The sequence below is a fragment of the Ammoniphilus soli genome (genome assembly GCF_040813775.1).
This window is the reverse complement of record NZ_JBEGDL010000048.1, coordinates 1-25,468: the sequence shown is the minus strand read 5'-3', so window position 1 is coordinate 25,468 and position 25,468 is coordinate 1. Positions and strand designations below refer to the sequence as shown.

Annotated in this window: 30 protein-coding genes; 19 read left to right on the top strand and 11 right to left on the bottom strand. The window is 42.7% G+C overall.

From position 1 onward, the window contains the following. Nucleotides 1-5 precede the first annotated feature (5 nt). The gene (locus ABLT31_RS34870; protein WP_367760262.1) at nt 6-977 is read right to left on the bottom strand and encodes a YeiH family protein; all 972 of its coding nucleotides are present in this window, start codon (nt 975-977) and stop codon (nt 6-8) included. 329 nt (nt 978-1,306) lie between these two features. Between ABLT31_RS34870 and ABLT31_RS34865 the strand changes: the two genes are divergently transcribed. The 8 genes from ABLT31_RS34865 to ABLT31_RS34830 all read left to right on the top strand — a co-directional run bounded on the left by ABLT31_RS34865 (nt 1,307) and on the right by ABLT31_RS34830 (nt 8,621). Further along, entirely contained in the window at nt 1,307-1,600 is a 294-nt protein-coding gene (locus tag ABLT31_RS34865; protein WP_367760255.1) for a UxaA family hydrolase, read from the top strand. Nucleotides 1,601-1,678: 78 nt separating this feature from the next. Continuing rightward, a complete protein-coding gene (locus ABLT31_RS34860; protein ID WP_367760254.1) occupies nt 1,679-2,830 on the top strand; it encodes a UxaA family hydrolase in 1,152 nt (383 codons plus the stop codon). A gap of 76 nt (nt 2,831-2,906) precedes the next feature. Continuing rightward, entirely contained in the window at nt 2,907-3,854 is a 948-nt protein-coding gene (locus ABLT31_RS34855) for a hydroxyacid dehydrogenase (protein ID WP_367760253.1), read from the top strand. A gap of 19 nt (nt 3,855-3,873) precedes the next feature. After that, nucleotides 3,874-4,602 carry a FadR/GntR family transcriptional regulator gene (locus tag ABLT31_RS34850; protein ID WP_367760252.1) on the top strand — a complete coding sequence of 243 codons (729 nt, stop codon included), beginning with the start codon at nt 3,874-3,876 and terminating at the stop codon, nt 4,600-4,602. Then, the gene (locus ABLT31_RS34845; protein ID WP_367760251.1) at nt 4,589-5,644 is read left to right on the top strand and encodes an Ldh family oxidoreductase; all 1,056 of its coding nucleotides are present in this window, start codon (nt 4,589-4,591) and stop codon (nt 5,642-5,644) included. Before ABLT31_RS34850 ends, ABLT31_RS34845 begins: the two co-directional genes overlap by 14 nt. Nucleotides 5,645-5,676: 32 nt before the next feature. Beyond that, the gene (locus ABLT31_RS34840; RefSeq protein ID WP_367760250.1) at nt 5,677-6,711 is read left to right on the top strand and encodes a TRAP transporter substrate-binding protein; all 1,035 of its coding nucleotides are present in this window, start codon (nt 5,677-5,679) and stop codon (nt 6,709-6,711) included. Nucleotides 6,712-6,746: 35 nt separating this feature from the next. Next, nucleotides 6,747-7,325 carry a TRAP transporter small permease gene (locus ABLT31_RS34835; protein WP_367760249.1) on the top strand — a complete coding sequence of 193 codons (579 nt, stop codon included), beginning with the start codon at nt 6,747-6,749 and terminating at the stop codon, nt 7,323-7,325. Nucleotides 7,326-7,337: 12 nt separating this feature from the next. After that, nucleotides 7,338-8,621, top strand: a complete 1,284-nt coding sequence (locus ABLT31_RS34830; RefSeq protein ID WP_367760248.1) for a TRAP transporter large permease — start codon at nt 7,338-7,340, stop codon at nt 8,619-8,621. 416 nt (nt 8,622-9,037) lie between these two features. Here ABLT31_RS34830 and ABLT31_RS34825 read toward each other — a convergent pair whose 3' ends face one another. After that, nucleotides 9,038-9,919 (bottom strand): sulfite exporter TauE/SafE family protein, encoded by an 882-nt coding sequence (locus ABLT31_RS34825; protein WP_367760261.1) that lies wholly within the window; start codon nt 9,917-9,919, stop codon nt 9,038-9,040. Between the two features lie 272 nt (nt 9,920-10,191). Between ABLT31_RS34825 and ABLT31_RS34820 the strand changes: the two genes are divergently transcribed. The 7 genes from ABLT31_RS34820 (at nt 10,192) to ABLT31_RS34790 (ending at nt 17,530) form a co-directional block, all read left to right on the top strand. Next, nucleotides 10,192-11,241 carry a TRAP transporter substrate-binding protein gene (locus tag ABLT31_RS34820; protein WP_367760247.1) on the top strand — a complete coding sequence of 350 codons (1,050 nt, stop codon included), beginning with the start codon at nt 10,192-10,194 and terminating at the stop codon, nt 11,239-11,241. 231 nt (nt 11,242-11,472) lie between these two features. Beyond that, nucleotides 11,473-12,183 carry a GntR family transcriptional regulator gene (locus ABLT31_RS34815; protein ID WP_367760246.1) on the top strand — a complete coding sequence of 237 codons (711 nt, stop codon included), beginning with the start codon at nt 11,473-11,475 and terminating at the stop codon, nt 12,181-12,183. A gap of 24 nt (nt 12,184-12,207) precedes the next feature. Further along, on the top strand, nt 12,208-13,275 hold the full coding sequence (locus ABLT31_RS34810) for a TRAP transporter substrate-binding protein (protein WP_367760245.1): 1,068 nt from the start codon (nt 12,208-12,210) through the stop codon (nt 13,273-13,275). 33 nt (nt 13,276-13,308) lie between these two features. Further along, nucleotides 13,309-13,866, top strand: coding sequence for a TRAP transporter small permease (locus ABLT31_RS34805; protein ID WP_367760244.1), 558 nt, complete (start codon nt 13,309-13,311; stop codon nt 13,864-13,866). Beyond that, nucleotides 13,856-15,142, top strand: coding sequence for a TRAP transporter large permease (locus ABLT31_RS34800; protein WP_367760243.1), 1,287 nt, complete (start codon nt 13,856-13,858; stop codon nt 15,140-15,142). Before ABLT31_RS34805 ends, ABLT31_RS34800 begins: the two co-directional genes overlap by 11 nt. Nucleotides 15,143-15,186: 44 nt before the next feature. Beyond that, on the top strand, nt 15,187-16,617 hold the full coding sequence (locus tag ABLT31_RS34795; RefSeq protein WP_367760242.1) for an NAD-dependent succinate-semialdehyde dehydrogenase: 1,431 nt from the start codon (nt 15,187-15,189) through the stop codon (nt 16,615-16,617). Nucleotides 16,618-16,651: 34 nt separating this feature from the next. Further along, nucleotides 16,652-17,530: an NAD(P)-dependent oxidoreductase gene (locus ABLT31_RS34790; protein ID WP_367760241.1), complete on the top strand. Its 879-nt coding sequence runs from the start codon at nt 16,652-16,654 to the stop codon at nt 17,528-17,530. Nucleotides 17,531-17,546: 16 nt separating this feature from the next. On the opposite strand, the gene ABLT31_RS34785 is transcribed toward ABLT31_RS34790, so the two are convergent. Beyond that, the gene (locus tag ABLT31_RS34785) at nt 17,547-18,260 is read right to left on the bottom strand and encodes a FadR/GntR family transcriptional regulator (protein WP_367760240.1); all 714 of its coding nucleotides are present in this window, start codon (nt 18,258-18,260) and stop codon (nt 17,547-17,549) included. Nucleotides 18,261-18,572: 312 nt separating this feature from the next. Between ABLT31_RS34785 and ABLT31_RS34780 the strand changes: the two genes are divergently transcribed. Beyond that, the gene (locus ABLT31_RS34780) at nt 18,573-18,725 is read left to right on the top strand and encodes a hypothetical protein (RefSeq protein ID WP_367760239.1); all 153 of its coding nucleotides are present in this window, start codon (nt 18,573-18,575) and stop codon (nt 18,723-18,725) included. Between the two features lie 265 nt (nt 18,726-18,990). Here the strand turns inward: ABLT31_RS34780 and ABLT31_RS34775 are convergent, their stop codons facing one another. Together ABLT31_RS34775 and ABLT31_RS34770 are read right to left on the bottom strand one after the other, a co-directional pair. Further along, nucleotides 18,991-19,182 carry a hypothetical protein gene (locus tag ABLT31_RS34775; RefSeq protein WP_367760238.1) on the bottom strand — a complete coding sequence of 64 codons (192 nt, stop codon included), beginning with the start codon at nt 19,180-19,182 and terminating at the stop codon, nt 18,991-18,993. Nucleotides 19,183-19,454: 272 nt separating this feature from the next. Then, nucleotides 19,455-19,649, bottom strand: a complete 195-nt coding sequence (locus tag ABLT31_RS34770; RefSeq protein WP_367760237.1) for a hypothetical protein — start codon at nt 19,647-19,649, stop codon at nt 19,455-19,457. A 512-nt stretch (nt 19,650-20,161) separates the two neighbouring features. Here ABLT31_RS34770 and ABLT31_RS34765 point away from each other — a divergent pair. Continuing rightward, nucleotides 20,162-20,407: a hypothetical protein gene (locus tag ABLT31_RS34765; RefSeq protein WP_367760177.1), complete on the top strand. Its 246-nt coding sequence runs from the start codon at nt 20,162-20,164 to the stop codon at nt 20,405-20,407. A gap of 275 nt (nt 20,408-20,682) precedes the next feature. Here ABLT31_RS34765 and ABLT31_RS34760 read toward each other — a convergent pair whose 3' ends face one another. The 5 genes from ABLT31_RS34760 to ABLT31_RS34740 form a co-directional block, all read right to left on the bottom strand. After that, a complete protein-coding gene (locus tag ABLT31_RS34760) occupies nt 20,683-21,315 on the bottom strand; it encodes a hypothetical protein (protein WP_367760236.1) in 633 nt (210 codons plus the stop codon). Nucleotides 21,316-21,450: 135 nt separating this feature from the next. Further along, nucleotides 21,451-21,849 carry a hypothetical protein gene (locus tag ABLT31_RS34755; RefSeq protein ID WP_367760235.1) on the bottom strand — a complete coding sequence of 133 codons (399 nt, stop codon included), beginning with the start codon at nt 21,847-21,849 and terminating at the stop codon, nt 21,451-21,453. 195 nt (nt 21,850-22,044) lie between these two features. Beyond that, nucleotides 22,045-22,347, bottom strand: coding sequence for a hypothetical protein (locus ABLT31_RS34750; RefSeq protein ID WP_367760234.1), 303 nt, complete (start codon nt 22,345-22,347; stop codon nt 22,045-22,047). 445 nt (nt 22,348-22,792) lie between these two features. Next, a complete protein-coding gene (locus tag ABLT31_RS34745; RefSeq protein WP_367760233.1) occupies nt 22,793-23,062 on the bottom strand; it encodes a hypothetical protein in 270 nt (89 codons plus the stop codon). 230 nt (nt 23,063-23,292) lie between these two features. Continuing rightward, complete coding sequence (locus tag ABLT31_RS34740) at nt 23,293-24,060, bottom strand: hypothetical protein (RefSeq protein ID WP_367760232.1); 768 nt, start codon at nt 24,058-24,060, stop codon at nt 23,293-23,295. 349 nt (nt 24,061-24,409) lie between these two features. On the opposite strand from ABLT31_RS34740, the gene ABLT31_RS34735 reads away from it, so the two are divergent. Both ABLT31_RS34735 and ABLT31_RS34730 read left to right on the top strand, forming a co-directional pair. After that, the gene (locus ABLT31_RS34735) at nt 24,410-24,805 is read left to right on the top strand and encodes a stalk domain-containing protein (RefSeq protein ID WP_367760231.1); all 396 of its coding nucleotides are present in this window, start codon (nt 24,410-24,412) and stop codon (nt 24,803-24,805) included. A gap of 16 nt (nt 24,806-24,821) precedes the next feature. Then, nucleotides 24,822-25,199 (top strand): hypothetical protein, encoded by a 378-nt coding sequence (locus ABLT31_RS34730; protein WP_367760230.1) that lies wholly within the window; start codon nt 24,822-24,824, stop codon nt 25,197-25,199. A gap of 77 nt (nt 25,200-25,276) precedes the next feature. Here the strand turns inward: ABLT31_RS34730 and ABLT31_RS34725 are convergent. Beyond that, the coding region (locus ABLT31_RS34725) for a hypothetical protein (protein WP_462976579.1) at nt 25,277-25,468 on the bottom strand (192 nt) is incomplete at its 5' end.

The following is a 25,468-nucleotide window of genomic DNA, read 5'->3' as shown; positions in this document are numbered from 1 at the left end:
AAAGTTTAAACCAGTTTAAGAAGAAGGGGACCGATTGCTGTCAAAGCTATAAACCCGATAATCCCGACAAGAACGGCCTTGAACCCGACTTTCTTAAAGTCTCCGAACTGAATGCTGAGTCCCAATCCTGCCATGGCCATGGAGAGCAGGAAAACGCTAAGCGCAATGAACATTTGGGTCATGGTATCGGGTAAGATGCCTATGGTGTTGATCAGGCACATCCCTAAGAATCCAAAGATAAACCAAGGAATGGGCAAATCTTTGAGTCCTTTTTTTACTTCGGTGCCACTCTCTTTCGAGGTATAAAGAAAGCCGAGAATCATAGCTACTGGAATCAGCAGCGCTACTCTTCCCAATTTGACTAGAATGGCAATCTCTCCGCTTGTATCTCCCCCTGGAATGGCTGCGGCAATAACATGGGCCAATTCATGAAGAGTAGCTCCCACTAAAACCCCGTATTGATAAGAGTCTAACCCTAGAACCGGATAAAGCAAGGTGTAAGCAATGGTGCCGATTGTGCCAAGTATCGCGATACAGGCAACGGATACAGCGGTAAATTCCTTTTTTGCCTTAATTAAAGGAGCAACGGCAACTATGGCAGCTGCACCGCATACGGCCGTACCTACAGCGATAAGGGCAGCTAAATATTTATCGACGGATAACAGCTTTCCCAGATAGATCATCAGGGTTAGGGTGAAAGCGATCACAAGGATATCTACAAGGACGATAGAAAAACCGGCTTCAACAATTTGGGAGAAATTAAGGCGCAATCCCATTAAGATAATGCCTGCGCGAAGCAAGATCTTGCTGCTGAACGTGATACCGGAAGAAGCGTCCGTCGGTACATCCATGAGGGCCTTCCAGCTCATCCCAAGAATAATGGAGATAATCATGATCCCCATAATAGAGAAAAAGGGGAGTCGGGCGATGCTTCCAGCTAATAAGGCAAGTATTAAGGTGAGGATCACTCCTTTCATAAACCCTATCTTTTTGTTTGGTTCCTTTTCCGTAGATTTCGTTATCGGCTGAATAAGTGAAGATGATGGATTCAACTTAGGCAAAGACATGAAACTTCTCCTCCTTACGTGTTTTATATTAACGATAACACAAGGAGGACATTGGTGATTATTGGAATACTAGATGCCACTTATTGTATTTTACAATAAATAAAAATAGTTGAAAAGTATTGAAAGTTACAAAACTTCGTGTTTTAATAGCCTTAACAGCAAATTGGTTGGGGCACTTAACCATAAGTCCTCCAACCAAAGGATTTAAAAAATCAATAGAACAAAGAGGAGGAGCATTTATGGCACATAAGTTTTTAGTTCACCATGTAGGAGATCATGTAGGAGTAGCGGTGGAAGATATTCAACCGGGGGAAAGAGTAGAAGGTGTAATCATGGAAAATGACTTTTCCGTTTTTGTAGAATCGAAGGCTTTTATCCCGCTTGGTCATAAAATTGCCTTATCGGAGTTGAAGCAAGGAGAAAAGGTCATCGAGTATCGCGTACCGATTGGATTTACCACGCAAGATGTTGTGCCTGGCGACTATGTTCATACGCATAATCTAAAGACAGCCAGATGGGATTATAAAAAGTAAAAGTAAAAGATTGAACCTTCTGTTATAAAGGCCAAGTAGAAAGTACGATCAAAAAATATTAATTAAGAGGTGGATACGATGACAGCAATTTTTGGATACAGACGTGAAAATGGTAGAGTAGGAATTCGCAATCATGTAGTGATTATGCCAGTAGATGATATCTCGAACGCTGCGGCTGAAGCGGTTGCAAAAGTAGTGCCAGGAACATTGGCCATCCCTCACGCCTACGGCCGCTTGCAATACGGACCAGACCTAGAGCTTCATTTTAGAACCATCATTGGAAACTGCGCTAATCCTAACGTAGCGGCCGTCGTGGTCATCGGGATTGAGCCGATCTGGACGCAACGCATTGTGGATGGCATAGCGAAAACCGGAAAGCCTGTAGCCGGATTCTCCATTGAGCGTTTTGGTGATTTCGCGACGATCGAAAAGGCCTCGAGAGTAGCGAAGGAATTCCTTCAGCGGGCATCCGAACAGCAGCGAGTACCTGTCGACCTGTCTGAAATCATGGTCAGCATCAAGTGTGGGGAATCCGATACGACAACTGGCCTCGGTTCATGCCCGACTGTAGGAAACGTGGTGGATCGTTTGGTTGACGCCGGAGGAACGGTTCTATTCGGGGAAACCTCGGAACTTACAGGGGGTGAGCACCTGATTGCTGCACGCTGCGCATCTCCAGCTGTCGGAGATAAATTCTACAACATCTATAACGATTACATAAGAGAGATTGAATCCAAAGGGGTCGATCTCCTGGGCAGTCAGCCTACCGAAGGAAACGTCCGCGGCGGATTGACCACCATTGAGGAAAAAGCGCTTGGAAACATTGAGAAAACAGGAACCAAGCCTGTCATGGATGCTCTAGGGCCAGCTGAAGCTCCTACCGTAAAAGGACTGAATTTCATGGATACGTCTTCAGCGGCAGCTGAATGTATCACACTCATGGCTGCTGGCGGAGCCGTGGTTCACTTCTTCCCGACAGGACAAGGAAATATTATCGGAAATCCGATTGAGCCGGTCATCAAGATCACAGCCAATCCGATCACCGTGGAAACGATGTCTGAGCATGTCGATGTAGATGTTACGGGATTGCTTCGCCGAGAAATGAATTTGCAGCAAGCTGGAGATCTTTTAATGGAAATGCTGATTCGCACCATTAATGGACGCTTGACCGCAGCCGAGGCGTTGGGTCACCGCGAATTCTCCTTAACTAAGCTGTACCGCAGCGCTTAATTCTTGGATTGACATTACATTTGAGAGGTAAGGGGTTTATCCCTTACCTCTACTTTTAAAGAAAACGGAGGATACTATGAAAGTTTTAATTACCGAGCTGATCTGGAAAGTAGGGATCGATCGATTAAAGCCATTTGCCGAAGTAGAGTATGATCCAAGCCTATGGAAGAATCGTGAACTTTTATTAGAGAAAGTAAAAGAAGTAGACGCCATCATTGTGAGAAACCAAACCCGAGTGGATGATGAGCTTCTCCAAGCCGGCAGGAATTTGAAGGTCATTGGCCGTTTAGGGGTCGGTCTTGACAATATTGATTTGAAAATAGCGAAGCTATTAAAAATTGATGTGGTCTACGGCAGAAATGCGAATGCCATATCGGTTGCGGAATATGTCATGGCTTCCATGATGGAAGCGAATCGGCCGCTTTTTCAGGCGGATACCGACGTCAAACAAGGTAATTGGGATCGCAAAAGGTTTACCGGATTTGAGCTTTACGGCAAGACGGTAGGCTTGGTAGGAATGGGGGAAATTGCCCATCGCGTAGCGAAAAGAGCTATGGCTTTCGGCATGCATGCGGTAGGATTCGATCCTTTCATGACGTCCTATGATTATCCTGCCGCGGAGACCGGTATTGAAACCGTTTCCTTTGACCAGCTGCTCTCCGTATCGGATTTTATCAGCATCCATGTCCCATTAACTCCACAAACCCGCTCTATGTTTTCCTTGACGCAATTTAATAGGATGAAAGAAACAGCTTATATCATTAATACTGCCAGGGGAGGAATCATTGACGAAGGAGCGCTGTTCAATGCCTTGTACTCCAAAAACATAGCCGGGGCATTTTTAGATGTTCTGGAACAAGAGCCCATTGACCCATCCCACCCCCTCCTTCAATGCGACAACGTAGTGATTACTCCACATGTAGCTGGCTTAACGGAAGAGTCCCAGGTTAGAACATCCATATTAGTAGCTGATGAGGTGATTAAAATATTGCAGGGACAATCTGCCCTTTGCGTTGTCCGCTAGCATTCCCGAGGTGAACCGAATGTTCGATGCTTTCAAGGTAGACAGAAAAAGCATATCCGAAGAAGTTGTACAATATATCAGAAATCTCATACTCCAAGAGAAAATCCTGCCAGGGGAGAAAATACCGGGCGAAAGGGAAATGGCCCAGAAAATCAACGTGAGCCGCAATACGGTCAGGGAAGCTTATAAGATTTTGGCAGCTCAAGGATATCTGAATATCAAACATGGACAGGGTGTATTCATTTCGGATGAGGAATCGCAAATCCGCAATCTGACTTCCTCTTTTTTCATAAAACAGGATGATATTCTCGAATTATTTTCCATAAGAAAAGTCCTCGAAACGCAAGCTGTGATTTGGGCCATCGAGTATCACGGGATGGAGCATCATCGAGAATTGAAAAATATACTCGAAGATAATCGAATGGCACTTAAAAATAAAGCAAGCTTTGAAGAACTATCTTATTTGGATCAGAAATTTCATCTGGCTTTGAGCAGAATGTCTGGCAATTCGATCCTGTTACGTATTATGATGAATCTGATCGATCTTTTGTCGGAAGTGAGGACGCAGACGATCCAGATTCCGGGACGGTCTGAGCAATCGCTGAAGGAACATATCCTGATCGTGGAAGCGATGATGTCAAATAATAAAAAACTCGCAAAACACTATATGCTTGAGCATTTAAGCAGCGTGGAAAAGTCCATTATAAAATATCAATCTGAGGGTGGAGAACGCAATGTCTCGCTATAATCCGGTAGAATTAAAGATGTTCTGCCAACACGTTTTTGAAAAGCTGGGAGCTCTAAATGAGGACGCTTACACAGCGGCTGATGCGCTGATCCGAGCCAATCTGGAAGGGGTAGATAGTCATGGGATCAGCCGCTTGGCTATCTACGCCAAAAGGATGAAAGAGGGAAGAATTAATCCCATTCCTCAAATCACAGTAGAAAAAAGGGGCGAGTCCGTCCTTCTTGTGGATGGCGATAATGGTTTGGGGCAGATGGTCGCCGCCCGTGCAATAAAGGAAGGGATCGCTCTTGCCAAAGAGACCGGGCTTGCGGCTGTAGCGGTTCGGCACAGCAATCATTTTGGAACAGCCTCCTATTACTGCCAAATGGCTTGCGAACAAGGACTCGGGGTCATGGCCTTTACGAACTCACCGCCTGGAATTGCTCCTTGGGGAGGAAAGAAAGCCTTTTTTGGAACCAACCCGATTGCCTTTGGCTTCCCCACAGGCTCGGATGTTCCTGTGATCATAGACATGTCCACAAGTGTAGTGGCGAGAGGAAAAGTCATTTTAGCTGCGAAGCAAGGACAACCGATTCCCAAAGGCTGGGCCATGGATGAACATGGTCTAGAAACGGAGAATGCTCAGGATGCTCTGCGGGGAGCGGTTTTGCCGCTGGGAGGAGCGAAAGGCTATGCTTTGGCCCTGGCTATAGAAATCCTGACAGGTGTCCTTTCGGGTGCCGCGTTTGGACCGCATGTAAAAAACATGTATGACGAGCATGATGAAAAGTCCAACATCGGTCATTTCTTTATCCTATTTGATATAGAGAAATTCATGTCGCTGGATCAATTCACGGTATTAATCCATCAGTTCTTAGAAGAAGTGAAATCGGTTCCACTAGCCGAAGGGGCTAGTGAAATCCTTTATCCGGGGGAACGACGAGCAAAGGAGTTCCAAAAGCGCATGAGTTCAGGCATTGCTCTATCCGAAGAAGTGGAAGCGGAATTATTGGCTTTGGGTGAGGAATGGGGAGTGAGTTTGCCCAGCACGATTTTGATCTAAAGATAGAGTGATGATAGAAAGGGGATCAGAAAATGATTAGAAGATCGTTAATCGGATTACTAAGTTTATCCCTTGCGGCAGCGCTTGCAGGTTGCGGCGGAAGCTCATCGGAGCCGGCTTCCACCGGCAGCGGAAGCGGGTCAGCAGGCGCGCAAGCCGAGTACGTGTTTAAGCTGGGGCATCTTCAAGGGGGGGATCATCCTTATCAGAAGGGGGCAGAAAAGTTTAAAGAATTAATTGAAGCGAAATCCAATGGAAGAATTCAAGTCGACATTTTCCCAAGTAGTCAGCTAGGAAATGGCCGTGACCAGATTGAGGGATTGCAGATGGGAAGTATTCAGCTCCATATTGGTTCTGTAGCTCCCGTTGCCAACTTCGCACCCAAAATGAATGTGCTAAGCATGCCGTATTTGTTTGACAGCCGGGAACATGCCGTGAAGGTATTGGACGGCGAGATTGGCCAAGAGCTGTCCAAGGACCTGGAGACAAAGGGCATCGTCAATCTATCCTTCTGGGAAAACGGTTATCGCCATTTGACGAATAACGTCAAACCGATTAAAACGGCTAACGATGCGGCCGGATTAAAGGTTCGCGTACAGGAATCCCCGGCGTATATTTCGTTTGTTAAAGCCTTGGGGTCGACTCCGACACCGATTCCATTCGGAGAGCTCTATACGGCCATGGAACAGAAGGTCGTAGACAGCCAAGAAAACCCATTGGCTCAAATCGCTACGAATAAGTTCAATGAGGTTCAAAAATATATGACCCTAACTGCTCATACCTACGATGCAGCCGTATTCCTCATGAGCAAAATGGCGCTGGATAACCTTCCTGCGGATTTGCAGCAGATGGTGAAAGACGCTGCAAAAGAAGCCGGAGCCTATGAACGCCAAGTGTCGAAAGAGTCGGAAGAAGTCTTTTTGAAGCAGCTGAAGGATAGCGGTATGACGGTAGAGGAAAATCCGGATTTGGATTCGTTCCGGAAAGCGGTTGAACCGGTATACGTGGAGCTTCAAGACCAGATTGGCGGAAAAGAGCTTGTAGATAAAATCAAAAACACCAAATAAAGGGAAGCCATCTTCCCTTTCTAAGGAGGACTAATGTGATTAAGGGAGTTCATTCACTCAGTCACTGGATCGATCGAGTCTGCAGGTATATTATGGTAGCCTTCATGGCATTAGCTTTTATTTGTACCATTTACCAAGTCTTTTCGCGATATGTTCTACAAACGGCCTTTGTAAAGACGACATTGTCCGGAGTTGACCTGTCGTTGCTGAACTTCCCCTGGATGGAGGAGCTCATCCGCTATTTTTTCGTTTGGGTCGTCTTTCTTGGAGTAGGGGTGGTCTATAAACTAAAGGGTCATGCCCAGGTGGAAATCGTCATTAACTTTCTGCCGACTGCCTTGAAACGCCGCGTGGCGATCGTGGTAGAGGTGATCAACACGGTATTTTTTGCCCTTCTCTTCATCAAGGGATTAGACATGCTTAAAATCACGAGTGGCCAATTATCGCCTTCCCTGCAAATGAATATGGCCTATATGTACATCTCGATTGTAGCTTGCTCATTGATTTGCTTCGTTCACTCCCTTCATTTCCTGCTTCGGGACTTAAGCGGGAAAAGGTCGAAAAAACAGGTGGACGAACCCGCTCATACCGTTCCGGCGGAGAATATGGGATAAAGGAGGGGAACTATGTTATTAGCTGTTACGTCTTTATTGTTTGCTTTCATGTTAATCGGTGTCCCCATCGCTATTGCCCTATCCTTAGCAGCGGTGTATGGGTTGACGATTAGTGATGGGAATATTCCGCTGACGGTGGTTGTGCAACGATTTTTTACGGCGGTTGACTCTTTTCCTCTGATCGCTATTCCTTTCTTTATGCTAGCTGGGGAACTCATGATGGTGGGGACCATGGCTCAGCGCATAACCAATGTGGCCTTTGCCTGCGTAGGTTGGCTGCGGGGAGGACTTGCCCAAGTATCCACCTTGGCGAGCATGTTCTTTGCCGGTATATCCGGTTCGGGAGCAGCGGATACCGCTGCGGTCGGAAAAATGCTTATTCCAGCGATGGAAAAGAAGGGATATGACAAGGGATTTGCTGCATCCACCGTGGCAACAGCAGGAACCATTGCGGTGGTCATCCCTCCAAGCATTCCGATGATCGTGTATGGAGTAACGGCAGGGGTATCCATCGGAGCTTTATTTACAGCAGGGATTGTACCAGGGATCCTTATAGGCTTATCCATCATGGCATTGAATTACTATACGGCCCGGAAAAAAGGGTACGATGCCGACGGCGGAAAATTTGAACTCGTTACGTTAAAAAAGGCACTTAAGGAAGGAATCTGGGCCTTATTGCTTCCTGTCATCATCATCGTCGGGATTCGTACCGGAATCTTCACTCCGACCGAATCAGCGGCCATTGCCGCAGCCTACGCCTTGATTGTTGGGATGTTTGTGTACAAGGATCTGAAGGTTAAGCATCTTCCGGAAGTATTTCTGCAGGCTGGTATCACGACGGCGATGGTCATTTTCATCATCGCGGCGGCGAATCTATTCGGGTGGCTGCTAACAGCGGAACAGGTTCCCCAAAAATTGGCCGCGATGATTATGACCCTAACAGATAATAAGTACTTTATTTTGCTTCTAATCAATATGGTTCTTTTTGTGGCCGGCTGTTTCTTGAACGCCTCTGCAGCGATAACGATACTTACTCCATTATTTTTGCCTTTGATTATGAGTGTAGGGATTGATCCGGTGTTCTTCGGGCTCGTCATGGTCGTCAACCTGGCCTTAGGTTTGATTACGCCGCCGGTGGGTCTGGACCTCTTCATTGTGCAGGGAATTGCCAACATCTCTCTCGATAAGCTGATTAAAGCCATCTTGCCGTTTATTTTAGTGTTAGTGGTGGATTTGATGCTCATTACGTATATTCCGCAGATCTCGATGTGGCTGCCGAATCTGCTAGGGCCGTAGGAATGGATTTTTGGGAGGATTCTCTAAGGGGAATCCTTCTTTTTTTAGAAGATAGAGAGAAGGGAGAGGAGAGGGAGCTGAATTAGTGGAATTTTCTCCAATTAAATTTAAATTTGGACTCAGAAGGATTGGTTTTAATGGAAAAACTCCCATTATCCGTTTTTGCAATCACTTACATTTATTAAATGGGAATTTTAGTGAGACTTTTCTTCAACTGTTTTTCCTTCTTCCTCACTATTTTGCAAATTAGTTGGAGGTTTCTCTATCTATAGTTTCTAATCTAATAATGACTCCTCATCATGTGTTAACCGACTGTCTCAGGTCTTCCCCTATCCCAAAAAACTATGAAGAAAAAGTAAAAATAGAGGAAAAAATCCCTCTATTTTAATCTCAGGTTACCTTCAATCCATACTCCCCTAAACCGATTGATTCTTATAGTTGTCTCGGACAGAGGGGACGTTTTCTTTATTCCGGTTCTTTCGCTTGGTCAAAAGGAACAAACCCATCAGACAGACTAGCATAGATAGGCCCAGCGATAGAGGAAGCACGCCATATGGATGAAGCACATCTGCCCAAATCTTTAATGAAATGATCGCAATGGTACAGGCCATCAAATAGCTTAGAAGGCTTACTTTTATATTTTTTCCCCAATAGGCTCCGATTTTCCCTCCCGGAAACGCACCGAGAGCCAGCAGAAGGCCTTCATTTAAAGGAACTTCGAAATCTGCTATTTTTATTAACAAAGCGCCTAGACAAAGTAAAAGAGCGAGAGCGAGGCCGGTTCCTACAGCGGTCTTGGCGTGAACTTTAAATATATGTAAAAGGACAGGCATATAAAGAAACCCTGCGCCGATTCCAAACATTCCGCCCAATACACCGATTCCCAAACCAAAAAAGAGGGCAAGAAGCTTGTTTTCATTTGGAACGGAATCCGGTGAAGCGGGATTCATAAACATGCATGGCGTTGCCAGTAGGGATAATACAGCAAAAATAAGAAGAAGCTGCTCGTGATGAAGCAGCCCGGAAACGTAACTGCCTAATGTTCCTCCGATAAAGGTCCCCACCCCCATAAACTTCATTAAAAAGCGGTTGACCCATCTATGTCGATAGTAGGTAAGAACTCCCGAGCTGCCCGAGAAAAGGGTTTGGATAATCACCATTCCTGCTATAGTATGCATGCTATAGGTTTGCCCAAATAAGGGAGGAATGAATAACAATAGAAAGATGAGAAGTACTCCTCCTCCAACAGCCATTAATCCCGTTATGATCCCTCCGACTAAACCAAGCATAATCAGCATAAGGTCCAATCTACTACACCTTCTTCATTAGTTTTTTAGCAATATTTAGTTAACGTATATTACAACCATACCACAGATCAACAGCCTGATTTATTAAGGTTTTAAAAGATGTTTATTTGTAATTATAATATATATAATATTATAATTATATTGAATAATAAATAAAATAATGATTAAATATCAAATAGATGAGCTCTATAGGTGTTCAATCCACGACTATGTATCCGCTTCCAGATACGGGTATCCAAAACTAATTTAAATGGGGGAAAAAGATGAAGAAAAGGATGATCTTATCTTGGGTATTGGCATTTACGATGATAGTCGCTGCAGGTTGCGGAGGAACGAAAGAAGCATCGGTACCGAACGGGAAAACCACACCTGAAAGCCCTACGGCCACGGACCAAGCCAAAAAGGCGGAATTTGTTTTTAAACTGGGTCATTTGCAGGGAGGAGAACATCCTTATCAAACGGGATCTGTAAAATTCAAGGAGTTAGTAGAGGGAAAATCCGACGGAAGAATCCAAATTGATATTTTTCCAAGCAGTCAGCTTGGGAATCAGCGTGACATTATCGAAGGGCTTCAAATGGGGACGGTGCAGCTGCACGTCGGATCTGTGGCACCGGTAGCTAATTTTGCCCCTAAGCTGAATGTACTCAGTTTACCGTACCTATTTCGGGATAAGGAGCATGCCTTTTCCGTACTGGATGGAGAAATCGGAAAGGAATTAGCGGTCGATCTAGAGGCAAAGGGAATCAAAAACCTGGCCTATTGGGAAAACGGCTGGCGACATTTAACCAACGCAACAAAGCCGATCAAGTCTGCTGCGGATGCGAGCGGTCTGAAAATCAGAATCCAGGAGTCACCGGCTTATATCTCTTATATCAAGGCATTAGGTTCAACGCCAACCCCCATTCCATTCGGGGAATTATATACAGCACTCGAACAGAAAGTGGTGGATGGATCAGAAGGTCCTTTAGCCCAGCTGGCCACAAATAAATTTCATGAGGTCTCTAAACACCTGACCCTAAATGCCCATACTTATGATGCCGCAATGTTTCTTGTGAGTATAGCCGCCTACGATAAATTGCCTGCCGATCTGCAGCGGGTCATCACGGAAGCGGCCCTTGAAGCTGGGGCTTATGAACGTCAATTAAACGAAGATTTATCGGACCAGTTTTTAAGCGAGTTGAGAGCGGGGGGAATGGTAGTTGAAGAAAACCCGGATATGGAATCTTTCCGCAAAGCGGTCGAGCCGGTCTATCAGGAATTGCAGGATAGCATTGGTAAGGATTTGATAGAAAAGATCAGAAATGTAAAATAAGAATCGTTACAAGCCCTTTCGAATCGAAGGGGCTTGTTTTATTGAATAGAAATGCTGAGGGAGCCTACTTATTAAATTTTCAGCTAGAATCTATTAAATAATCAAATATATTTTCATACTAGTTATTATTGACTAAATATTTGGTATTATAATAAAATTAACTCATCCGGACGACTTACATCCTAATGTATGACGTGTAAGTTAGTCAACTTTGAAAGAGGGGGGAAGGGGTTGGATCTAGCACGCGACACACTTCATAATCAAATACGGGAAATCATACGCGGCAAGATAAGGAGTGGTGACTATACAGATAAGCTGCCAAGTGAAGTGATCTTGATGAAAGAGTTTTCTGTGAGCAGAGCAACGATACGTGAGGCCATTACAGGCCTGGTACAGGAAGGATTGCTGATTCGCAAGCAAGGTTTAGGAACGTTCGTTTCTGAAAATCCAGTACATGAATGGTTAGGCTATTTGTATGGTTTTTCAGAAATGATGCAGCAGGTAGGTTTAAGTCCTGCCGCCAAAATTATCCGAAGTTTGCGGGTTCATGATGAAGAGGTAAGCAGTGTTCTCGGTGTTTCGGATATTTATGTAATTGAGCGTTTGAGATCAGCCAATCAAGTGCCAGTAGCGATTGAGATTGCCTACTTTCCCTTTGAGATAGGAAAGCATTTTCAGGATAGGGCAGAAGAGGCTTTCTATCCTATCATAGAGAATGAACTGGGGATTCTGTTGGATCATGCTGAACAGTCCATTTCATCAATTGTTGCTACAGCGAATGAAGCAAAACTGCTCGGGGTCAAGATTGGACACCCGATGCTATTGATTAACCGGGTGACCTATGATGAAAAAAATAGACCGGTTGAGGTGCTTCGTTCCATTTATAGAGGCGATCGCTATAAGTTTAACGTGGACTTAAAGAGAAATAGGTACAAATCCTAATCCAAACGATACAAGGGGGATTATATGAAACGTCGTTTATTTGTAAGCGCTGTATTGTCTGTTGGGTTATCTTTGGGTATGGCGATGATCAGCGGATGCAGCAGCGATAGCGCATCAAGCCCCAAGGCACCGAATGTCCAGCAGAATCAAGAGAAAATCGTCATGAAATATTCCCATGGTGTTGGCGCTACCTTAGATGATCCCCATCAATGGACAGCCGTTAAATTTAAAGAACTAGTAGAGAAATACAGCAATGGGAAAGTGGAGGTCCAGATATACCCCGCGGGCCAATTGGGCAGCGAGGCGCGCGGTTTCCAGGATGTGCAGAGCAGAGTCATCCAAGCGACGTCTTTAGCGGTTAACAATGCTTCTCCGTTTGCGCCAAGTCTGGGATTTTTTGATTTGCCTTACCTATTCAAGAACAGAGACGAGTTCAATACTGTCATCGATAAGTTGTGGGATCCTCTGAATGAGCAGATGATTAAAGAATCCGGTAATCGGGCCATCATTTGGTTTGATCAAGGATTTCGGGTAATTACCAATTCCAAGAAACCGATTGAGAGCATGGACGACCTTCATGGATTGAAAATAAGGGTCCCTCAGAATCCTATGATGATTGGCGCCTTCCAGGCATGGGGCGGAGAACCCACTCCGATTTCTTGGGATGAGACTTTCCCGGCCTTACAGCAACAGGTAGTAGATGGACAGGAAAATCCATACACCGTCATTTACAACAGCAAGTTTCAGGAAGTTCAAAAGTATATAACCGATATTAACTATAAAATGTGGATCGGCCCTGTCGTAGTTAATGAGCAGTGGCTGCAAAGCCTGCCCGAGGATGTCCGGGAAGCAATTATTCGAGCCGGAAAAGAAGCTTCTCTAGCGGAAAGGGAATTTATTCAAAAAATGGAGCAGGACACATTGAAAAAGCTGACGGACGCAGGCATGGTCCATCTGGGAACTCCTAAGGATGAAGGGGCTTGGATGGAGAAAGCCATGGCTACCTGGCCGCAGTATTATGAAAAGATTGGCGGAACGGAAATGCTAGAGAAGGTAATGGGAGTAATTGGAAGGGAAATGCCGAAAAATTAACGCCATGGCAGCAAGTAAGGAGGCGGACAGCGGGTGAAGAAACTAAAGTGGTTAATCAATAATATAGAAGAAATTCTATGCTCTAGCTTTTTGGCTCTAACAGTAATCCTTTTATTTACCCAAGTTTTCTTTCGATATGTCTTTGGGAAAAGCATTCCGTGGACAGAAGAAATGTCGCGTTATGCCTTTATGTGGATGGTTTATATTGGAATAAGCTTTGCCGCGAAGGAAGGGCAGCATATTCGGGTGACCGATCATCTAAAGCTTTTGCCGCTTAAAATTCAAAAATTTGTTTTATTGGTTGCCGATGCAGTCTGGATTTTCTTTAACTTTGTTGTGATTATTGAAGGATTTAAGCTATATGCCCAAATGAGCCAGTTCCCGCTATACTCCGCTGTACTGGATTGGGACATGAAGTACGTTTTTTTGATCATTCCGGTTAGTTTCATCTTTTCAACCCTGCGTATCTTTCAATACAACATCGCTCAATTTACTGGCAAACAGGATGAGGTAAACCAGCCAGCAGATTCCGGAGAGATCAATAAAGACTTGTATACACCAAAGGAAAGGAAGGTGCTCGATGGCGCTTGAGGTTTTAGTCTGGTTCAGTTTATTTGGGCTGATAGCCATTGGGGTGCCGATCTTTGTGGCATTGGGCATGGCTACCTTCATTGTTCTTGTGCAGTCGGATATTCCGTTGAATATCATCCCGCTAGATCTGTATAAGGTATCCGAGATGTTCCCGCTTATTGCTATCCCGTGCTTTATTTTAGCTGGAGCGATCATGGAAAGAGTGGGAATCTCGCAGCAAATTGTACAAGTCGCTTCGATGCTTGTCGGGAGAATAAAAGGCGGGCTTGGATTAGTTACGATTTTAGGATGTGTGTTCTTTGCGGCCATGATCGGTTCGGGACCTGCTACGGTAGCTGCCATGGGGTCATTGATGATTCCCTCCATGGTAAGGGCTGGCTACAGCAAGCAATATGCTTCAGGGGTTTGCTGTACGGGAGGCACTTTAGGGATTCTGATCCCGCCAAGCAATCCCATGATCATCTACGGGGTAGTGGGAAATGTATCTATTGCTTCCCTATTTGCCGGAGGTTTTATCCCCGGAGCCCTGGTGGCCTTGTGCTTAATGCTAACGGCCTATCTGATCGCAAGGAGGAGCGGGTTTAAAGGGAGCAATGAGTCTTATACAACCAAAGAAGTGCTTCAAACGATCATGAAGAATTTTTGGTCCTTATTTTCTCCCGTTTTGATCCTCGGTGGAATTTATACAGGCGTATTTACGCCTGTAGAGGCATCCGTCGTAGCTGTGGTGTATGCCCTTCTTATTGGTTTCCTCGTGACACGCCAGCTTACGTTGAAATCGATTAGGGAATCGATGAGAATGACGAACCTTTCTACGGCTATCATTATCATTGTAGTGGGAATCTCTATTTTATTTGGCCGATTTCTGACCATGTATCAGGTTCCGCAAAAAATAGCAGATAGTGTCCTGCACATCAGTTCGGATCCTTTCATCGTGTTAATGCTGATTTGTGTTTTCCTGTTTATTCTCGGGATGTTCATGGAAACGCTTGCGACCATCGTGATACTCGTCCCGGTCCTGCTGCCTCTGGTCACCAGTCTTGGCATTGATCCGATTCACTTCGGGATCATCATCGTCATGACCAATGAAGTGGCTCTATTGACTCCGCCTTTAGGCGTGAATCTGTTTGTAGCAAAGAGTTTAACGGATCTTTCTCTGGAGCAAATTGCGAAGTCCGTTTTACCTTATATCGTAACACTGATCTTGTGCGTCATTGTGGTGGCCCGCTTTGAAGAAATTGTCTTATTCTTGCCCAAGCTCATTTACGGCGGATAGCCCAGCAGGCAAGCAGATTTTACTACATGTTAGGAGTGAATCTTATGGACCATAGGAAAATGTGGATCAATGGAGAATGGACAGATGCTTTATCAGGGAAAACCTATCAAATTAGCAATCCGGCTACAAAGCAATTCGTCGCAACGGCCGCTTACGGCGGAAAGAAAGAAGCTGAAAGTGCGATAGAAAGCGCGTACCAGGCTTTTGATGAATGGTCCGGCTTAACCTCAAAGGAACGTTCAATGTATCTCATGAAAGTCTATGAATTGATGAAACAAGAAAGAGAGAGTATCGCCCAGCTCATTACCTTAGAAATGGGAAAACCGATACGCGAAGCCAGAGGAGAAGTTGATTTAGCCGCTGAGTATTTGCTCTGGAACGCGGAAGAGGCTAAGCGGATTTACGGGGAAATTATCTCCGCATCGGCTCCGAATAAGCGGATAAATGTGATTAAGCAACCCATTGGTCCCGTTGCGGCAATTACTCCGTGGAATTTTCCCATATCCATGGTGACAAGGAAAATCGCACCGGCATTGGCAGCAGGATGTACCGTGATCTTAAAGCCAGCCAGCAATACTCCGGGAGCCGCCGTCCGTTTCTTTGAATTGATAGAACAAGCTGGGCTGCCGCGGGGGGTAGCGAATCTTGTGATAGGAAACTCGAAGGAGATTGGAGATGCTTTCTTAAATCACCCTAAGGTCAAGAAAATTGCGTTTACCGGTTCTACTGAAATTGGAAAAAAACTCTTGGAAGGGGCATCGAAGCAAGTCAAGCGAGTTTCCATGGAGTTGGGAGGACACGCGCCGTTTATTGTCTTTGAGGACGCTGATCTGGAAAAAGCGGCAGAAGGCGCCATCATCAGTAAGTATAGAAACGCAGGGCAAACGTGCATTTGCTTAAACCGTTTGTACGTTCAAAAATTGATTAAAGAGCCCTTTGAACGGATTCTAACAGAAAAGCTACAGCGTCTGAAGATCGGGAACGGACTGGAAGAAACAACGGATCTTGGACCATTGGTCGACCAGGGAGCCATGGATAAGGTACAGTCCCACGTTAAAGATGCCCTAGAAAAAGGGGCTAAGCTGCTGACGGGAGGGAAGCCTGCAAGAGGAATGAACGGGTTCTTCTATGAGCCAACCTTAATTACGGATGTCACTCCCGAGATGATCATTACCCAAGAGGAAACGTTTGGCCCTGTAGCTCCAATCTATGGGTTCGATTCGGAAGAAGAAGTGATCCGTTTGGCCAATGATACGGAGTACGGGTTAGCTGCCTATTTTTATACCAAAGACTTAGGGCGTGCCTATCGGGTATCTGAAAAGCTGGAGTATGGGATTATCGGGATCAATGATGCTGTGCCTACTACAGTTCAAGCTCCGTTTGGAGGGTTGAAAGAAAGCGGTTTGGGAAGAGAAGGCGGACACCAGGGCATTGAGGAGTACGTGGAAGAGAAATTCATTTCCATCAGCATATAACAACTAAAAAAACTAAGGAAAATGGGAGGCTCATATGAAAATCGGATTTATCGGTCTTGGGAAAATGGGCGGCGGACTTGCACGCAATCTGATTCGTACAGGAAATGATGTTCTCGTCTTCGATTTAAATCCAGCGGCTATAGAGGAAACCTTAAAGGTGGGGGGGAAGGCTGCAAGGTCCTCTGCTGAATTGGCAGCTCAAGCAGATGTCTTATTCACGAGCTTGCCTTTGCCCAAACATTTAATAGATTTATTGACGGGAGAGTCCGGATTGATTCATCTGATGAAAGCAGGATCCACGATCATCGATGTCAGCACGATAGACCCTGAAACCGCCAGGCATCTTGCGGATGAAGCAGAGAGAAACTCTATTCACTTTTTAGCCTGCCCATTGGGGAAGGGACCAGCCCAAGCCGAAGAAGGAACGGAACCCATTTTTGCCGGGGGAAAACGGGAGGTCTTTGAACAGCATGAAAGATTGCTTAATCAAATAGGAAATCCGGTAACCTATTTGGGTGATGTAGAACAATCCACTGCGTTTAAAATTATCAGCAATCTTATAGGAATGTCTAATTTGGCGGTCATGAGCGAATGTTTGAATATGGGGACTCGAGCAGGAATTGATCCACAATTGCTGCATAAACTCTTAGCGGATACAGGGGCGGACTCCTATCAATTAAGATTGAGAGGACCTTGGATTCTCGAAGAAGATTATCATTCCAGATTTTCGGTAGACCTTGCGCTCAAGGATATTCGTTTGGGCGTGAAGATGGCGAATGGATTGGATTATGAATCCCCTTATTGCCGCTTGACTAGCGATATGCTCAGCAGGGCAAGCAAGGAGGGGTACGGATCAGAAGATTGTGCAGCGGTTTTCAAGCTATATGAGTCAAAGGTGATAGAGCAGCGATAGCAGAGAAAAGCGGCCCTTAGGGTCGCTTTTCCTTTGGATTATTGGAAAGGAGAGACTGTTCGATGCTGGTTAAATGCTCATACATAGCTTGGCCTGCGTTTTGCGAGTCTTTTTCCTGTATTGCTTTTAGGATCTTTATATGTTCATGCAAAGATTGCTTGGCCCTTCCGGGAATCTGCAGGGTTTCATTTTGCATCTCGTTAATTAAATCAACTAGATTAAACATGATGCGCAGCAGGATTTTATTTCCGGACATTTGAGCGATATGAAGATGAAACTCTTGGTCCAACGCCTTAAGTTCTTCATAGTCTTTTTCCTTAATTAAGGTTCTCATGTCATGGATAAGGTTATCTAAGCGGCGGTAATCTTGCGGATTTCCCTTTTCTGCCGCCCATTTGGCAGATTCGACTTCCAATACTTTACGTATAGAAAGGAGCTCCTGCACTTGATCTTCTTTTATAAATAAAGATGAGGTTAGCTTGCGGATCTGTGATTCCTGATCGGCAACAAAGACACCGTTTCCGTGCTTGATAACTAAATAACCTTCAGCTTCCAGCATCTTATAGGCTTCACGAATCGTGTTTCGACTGACATTGATTTGTCCAGCCATTTCCCTCTCGCTAGGCAGCTTCTCGCCGGGAAGCAGCTTTTCTGCGTAAATCAATTGCTTGATATGATCCATTACAGTTCCAGAAACGGATTTTCGGTCAATTTTTAGGGATTTAAACATGAGCAAATCGTCTCTTTCATTATGGCTTTCTATTATTATAATCTGGTTTTCTTTAGAAATATAGGAAAAAGTCCAGTCGTTTTCCAGGAAAATGCTGATTATTTTATTTAATTTCCAGATAATACGCATTTAAATTACGAATAGATTAAATTATTTAAATTTACTTTAAATATGTGTATGGTTATTTAAGATAACATCACGATGTTATTATCTTTATTCTAAAATGATATTTTTATAATGATGTTATGATCATTAATTCATAAAAGTGTCATGCCCAATGAGGGCCGTTATCAAGGTGAGGTGATACAGGCAGTGCCAAATGGGAAGAAGATTGTCATTGCTCAAGTAGGAGGTCCTACGGCAGTTATTAATTCTAGTCTTTATGGTTTCTTGAAAGGGTTTTCTCAATACGACCACGTTCAAGACGCTTACCATCTTACTGAGGGGCTATATTTAAAGCTGTAAATTAAGGATCTAAAGGAATGTAAACATTCTATAGCGGAATAAACCAACAAAAGAGACTCTGAATATCGGCTTCTTTTTCTTAGTGTGGTTTTTGTACCAAAATGTTGGCGGTACCTTTAAAAATAGATTACCAGCTTTAATAAGCCACCTAATGGTGGCTTATTAAATAAATTAATCGATATACCCACCACGATTCATATGCTCCAGCGCTCTTTTCGGTTGAGTATTAGATAGATGAGTGTAAAGATTAGTGGTTTCCACCGATTCATGCCCCTGAAATACGGATACCGAATCCGAGAAAGAGGGAGAGGATAGCCACATCTCGTTCCTTGTTCATCCGATGAAACTGGATCACCCGGGTAGCTCCTCGGTCTTTTTTGGCCTCCCCAGTAAGCTGTGACTCATAGATTTTCGGGTATTCTTCGGCCACAAATTGGTATAAAATCCGTAAATTCATCTTTCGCTTCGTTAGTTCGGAGGATTTGGCTTTCTATTTTTTCTGCTTTCTTTGAAACGGATACACGGACTGAAGCCAGTTCCACTTTAGCCATGACATTCCTTTTCAGATAAGGGTAGAGATTTTCGTCTTCGGCAATTTGGGAAAGTTGTGGAAAAGGCTTTTCAGAGATGAAAGCTTACGATTCACGGTTTGCGTAGCCGAATTCGTAGGTAGTTTTCGAATTCTGTAATATCTTTGATTCGTAACTTTTCGAGTACAAGGAGAGGAATCTACTGAATCGTTTGATATTCATGTTTGGTGAGCAGCCATTCAAAAAACGTTCGGTAATCATAAAGATATTCATGAATGGTCTGAGGTGAAAATTTACCTAATTTATGTTGAATGAATTCTTGGACGTAAAAGGGGAACCTGGGAACCTTATCATCAATTTTTTTCATGAGCCGATCATATACATCATCTTTCATAAAAAACCTCCGGTACAAATTACACAAAATGCGGTTTTGAAAATTAAATAAATAGGGTAACAAAACCTCTATTTTTGTAACCCTATTTATTTAAGATAAATGATGAACAAACTCTTCATACTCCCCCTTCCACTACAGGATAAACCACTGTTCAATACGGTTACTGTTATTCACCTTGTTTGCCCCTCTCTTGAAATTCACCCGATCTGGTAACTAAAAGACGAATAACTAAATGGGTTACACTTTCTAAAAAAGTTTACCATGAATAAGACCCCTCTAACGTTTCCTGATCGACGTTAAGCCAGTGCCCTTTCTGATCTATGCACGAACAAAATTAGCTCTAGTAAGAGGTTCTGAGCATGATACAGGGAGATTTGGAATTATCAGCATGGTGATAGACAGCTTATATTGGCCATTTCTAATGTATAGAACAATTCATAATTTATTTACACCATTTAGCTCCTCTACCTGGTATTATGGTAAAGGAAGAAAATGTAAGAGGAGTGGATATCATGCTTGACCACAAACTTTATAGTGTTGAATATTTTGCCGATCTCTTTCACATTGCTGTATTCTTCAAAGGTCAACCAAATTTTGACAAGTTAGATTATCAATGCAAGTTGGATAGAGTTTATCGAGTTTCCGTCTCAAACGTCTTGAAGTATGCAAAGGAGGATGCAGAGCAGACACTTGAGTACATAGAAAACGCACAGAAAGCTTATGAAGTTGTAAAAGCTGATTATGAAGCTAGTTTGTAGAGCACATTAACTAGAAAATCTAATTACAAACAAGACAAAAGCCAATAGTTGTATGTACTTAACTTTGATCCTATCAAATTGCACATACATCAATTTACCGCCTGTAATCGCAGAGCGGCCTTTTTTATTCCTGGGGTACCGCCGACAAAACACGAAAAACATACAAATCAAGACATATTATGGAAGTTAAAAAGACGATTCTCCTACAAGGTCAGAAGAACCGTCTTTTATTGTTTATTTAGCTATAGATCCTCGTTAGCGGAAGAACGGAAAGATTAATTAACATCACGAACATCAGATTCCAACCTCATATTCGTGATGGTTCCTTGTTTAAGAATAACCTGTAACGATGGATAATACATATCTCCAACCTCAGAAGTCCCATTGATCCATACGTTTTGAATCCCCTCTTCGGTAGGTTCTGTTATATTTATTTGAGGAAAAGCTCTTACAATAGTATCAAGATTGTCACCGACACCGAATCCTTTATTCGTTTTGACGCTAGAAGGATGATTCACACTTATACGGACTGCTCCTCCTATATGATTTGAAGGTTCACCTTGTGCGTAAAAAGAAACATACATATTAAGGTTTTCATAATACCACATAGGGGATGGAGTTGAATGTTCCCTTATTCGTTTTGTTGGTTCCCCAAGTAACTTCTTAACTTTTTCCTGTGAATCTCCTATATGTACCCCAGCGATATCAATATTTTCATTCGTCAGGGTTCCTTTACCCGCTTCAACAGCGTTTTTTACAATTCGAATATGATTTTCCGAGTGATTTATTTGAAATGGTTGATTCGTTTTGTTACTGGCGGTAGTGAGGGTAACAGCCAATGCAACAGGAGTCGAGATAAGAAAAATGATTAACGCGGAAAACGAAAGGACTAATGATATCCTTTTCAAAATATCGCCACCTTTGATTTAAGATGGTTTATTTTACCCATTTTCACCCTGATCAAAGCCCTTTGTATGAAGGGGATGCCGAAGCACCCATATATCGAACTATCGATCCTCGTTTGTGAAATAGCGGGCTTGGTATTACTCAATTGCAAAACGGTGTTTATTTTTCAAATCAACGGTTCTGTGATCGATTATTTGTTGCCCATTTGATAATATATTACTCAACCAAAATTCTTGATTTCCATTTCTATGATAATAATAAATAACATTTGGCTCATTTTTATAAATTACTTCCACAAAGTAGTCATCGATTTTAAAATCATATTCCCCAGAAATTTCAACAATAGAATCTTTGTTTAGTAACTCTTTTACAGCTAGTTGTTTCAAAAACTCTTGTTGAACTTTGATTTTTTCTTCCTCTTCCCCGCCATTACGCATACTTTCGTCGATATATTGAGGTATAACATACAACAATGCTATTAGAACAAAGCCGATTAAAGTGAAACTTAATGTGATGTAATTTTTTTTATTTTTCATACCGTTGCCCCTTGAACAGCCCTATATCTCTAATATGCTTCTGATTTGTGTGTGTTTCGAAGTACTAGACCGTTTCTTGACTAAACTTCCCGTTTGCTGAACAAGAAAAAGGACTGCCGGATGCAGCCCAACTTATCGAATAATCGATCCCCGTTAGCTCAATAAAGAAAAGAAAGCAAAACCTGCCCTCTTTAATTAGTTCTTCACTTTATAAACTTTGAATAGTAAAACTATCGAACCCACTAATAAAAGCACCCCAAGTATTAAGAGAGAATTTGCGTATCCTAATACATCCGAATAATGAATCCCTTCATCGTAGTTAAGGTTCAAAGGTATTCCGAAAAATGTTCCAGAGATACCCTCACCATCTATCACTGGATTCCCTTCTTTCCACGAGTTAATTTGGTTATATGCAAGTTTAAAATCAAAATAGCGATTGATTGCCCAAATTCCTAAAATCAAAAAAACGTTTTGGATGATGAGGAAACGTATTTTCATGTAAACTCCTTTTTTTTCCTTTTATGTGTTGCACATTAATTATCTTTAAATAAGATAGATACGGTCAAGAGGGGTTATTTTCCAGTAATCTGCCCGTTACCGCAGCAAAAAGCAGGGTATCGACGCAGATCACGTTCCCCCGCTATCGAATCCCGTTAGTTTAATCCACTCATGTTTTATTTGCTCTGTAACCTCTGGTTAAATTCCTCCTGTACCTGTTTCGCTCTCTTTAAAGTATCAATATCTACATAACCTGTATTGTGATTGTTATTCGGGTGTTTAAAGACCTTTTCGAATTCTCCTAATAAATATTTGACTTCTTGTAGTTGTTCAGTTAATGCGTAGGCTTTATATTTTTCAAATTCTTGATATATGTTAGTTACGATAATAAATGATTGGTCTAACCCATGATAAATAGCAGACCAATATTGTGAATTAGCGTGATCTAGCAGGTTATTTGTTGCGCTCTTATATGTCCTTCTATTAGGCGTTGGGTAGCTAAACCAAACTGAAAGTTTTTTTGATAGTCTCCATTTAAAATGGAATTAATGTTTGAATTCGCTGTTATAACATTTGATCCAAGTAATCTTACATTTGTTGATAGCCAGTATTGGTCAGTTTCCTTTTTCTCTTTCCATAGATACAAATTTAGTCCGATTGAAGCGATCATAATTACCGCTATAATCCAACTGTATTTTTTAAGCTGAATACTCACTTTAATTTTTCTCCTCCAAATTTGATCCACAACAATCTATATTATCGATGGTGAATCATTAAGCTGTCAGTAGGTAATATTTAGGGCAATCAATCGAACCAATCTAACCAAAATAAGAGCATCCTTCCATGTCGATGCTCCGAAGCTAAACTGCCCAATAGCGGAACAAAAAGAATGGGATGCTTCGGCATCCCGTATATCACGCTATCGATCCCCGTTAGTTCAAGAACTTATTTTTTTGGTGGTTTGACATGGTATACAAACGTCGTCTTTAATTCACCATCAATCATCTCACTGCTGTTTAACCGAATGATATTGCCGTCTTCATCGTGTTCCACGCGTAATCTCTTCTCTTCATACAGCCCTATTTGCGGCATAATGTTGAAGAAGAAATCCACTTCCGAAAGCAGGTCGCCTTGATATCTGTACTCCTCGTAATGGAGATCAGAATATTGTTCCAACTCGTAGTGACTTTGTTCATACTTCATCAATTTTCCATTCTCATACGTACATCTGGAAACTGCCTTCAGACTGCCTGAATAATTGAATTGCAGACCGTACTCCACATCTCCGACATATATCAAATACTCTTCGTCAAACCCAAACTCATGTGCGAGCTTTACTCGGAGCAGCTTTCCGTCCTGATCAAACCCATATTCGTACGAGTATTCGCCTAGTTTGGGTATCTTCTTTTTGTACAGTCTGCCTCGTTTCAATCCACCGATGATTAAATCCTGAACGGGACTGGGGCAATAAAATCCACGGTGGATAGCCTCTCCGCCTTTGGAATACGTAACCCTTACAATTTTTTCTGCCGCAGCAGCACGTAATTGAGGCAATCTATCGGCATATTCGTGTTTAATGCTGACCAATTCTGCGATAATCTTAATAAAAGCGTCCAGTATCACTGGGTCAATTCGACCCGATTCCTTTATCTGCTCTTTTGCATCCACTGCCCATTCATCGAATTCCGCCATCATTTTTTCAAACTCGTCCATGCTGTCCTCCCTTATTTAGGACATGTCTCGTTCTCTCATATCATTGTCTCAAATTTAAGTCTTGAAGAAAACTGAGGGAGTTAAGTAAGAACGTGCTTCAATGATGTTCTGATAGGTTGCGATAATGGCTGTTAAAATGACTTAAAAGAAAGCTAGGAAGGGGGGTGCTTTTGGCAAAATAAAAAGCACCCCATTAAAGAGGTGTGATCATAATAGCCTTCTTTGCGTATTAAATAGTTTTAAATTCTCTCCATGCGAAAAGGAAATTGGACAAAATAATCGAATATTTGAATATAGGAAAAACGCTCTAATTAATACAACATGACTAGGCAGAAGGAGAGAGAAAGAAATGTTAAAAATATCTAAAAAGGTACTTATAGGTACAATTGCAGGAACCCTATTACTAGGAGGTTCCGCATTTGCTAAAGTGAAATACGGTGAAAAAATATCAGTCAACTATGCGAATATTAAATTGATTATCAATGAAAAAGTTATCGAAACAAAAGCAGAACCGTTTATTTACAACAAAAATGTTTATGTTCCTATCGCAACCGTAGCGAACATGTTGGGATTAAAACAACAATGGTATAATTATGACGGCTTAACAGGTGGAACGCCAAGCGTAAGAATTTACGATGCTAAAAATTTAATGCCTTTTATTGTTGGAACAGATGAATATTCATCGACAAATATTGGAGGAAATTTATATTATCATTTTAAGAAAGGTTCTAGAAGATATACTTGAATTGCATAATCCTGTATTGAATTATAATGCACCGCTTCCGATTGAACCAAAAGAAGGGTATCTTGTATCCTCTAAATTCGTAATAAGTTCTGTTTATGACCCTAACCAAGTTCTTTTCATCGTAACAACGGAATACAAAAAGAAAGATGGTTCAGGCTACGAAACCTATTTTGAACGGTATAAATACAAGGATAACGGAATTGTAAAAGTGTCCAGTTTCCGAATTCCACACGAAAAAAATGTGAGAGTAAAATTAGTTAGAAGTTCTTTTGCAGAACCAGAACTAATTGCCACTTTTTATACGGACATTAATGGTAAACAAAAACTGATTGGAACGACGATTTATAAGATGGATGTTGGAGAATTAATTGTAAAGGACGAGTTGTTTAAGTAGTTATTAACCAATCTTTTTTCACTTCCAGCCGTTTCGGATTACCGAGACGGCTTTTGGTTTGCACAAAAAAAAGCACCCTATTTGGATGCCTTCCGCTTTTCAGCCAGTACAAATTTTAGTTCCCCATCTATTTTGGACGGTATCACCCGGAACCGGGAACGCCGCTTGAATTTCTCCTGCATATGATTCACAATATTTTCATTATGCAAGCACAATAGAATCCCGTTAGTCATCATGCAGCGCAAAACCAGCGCTGCACCACAGAGAAT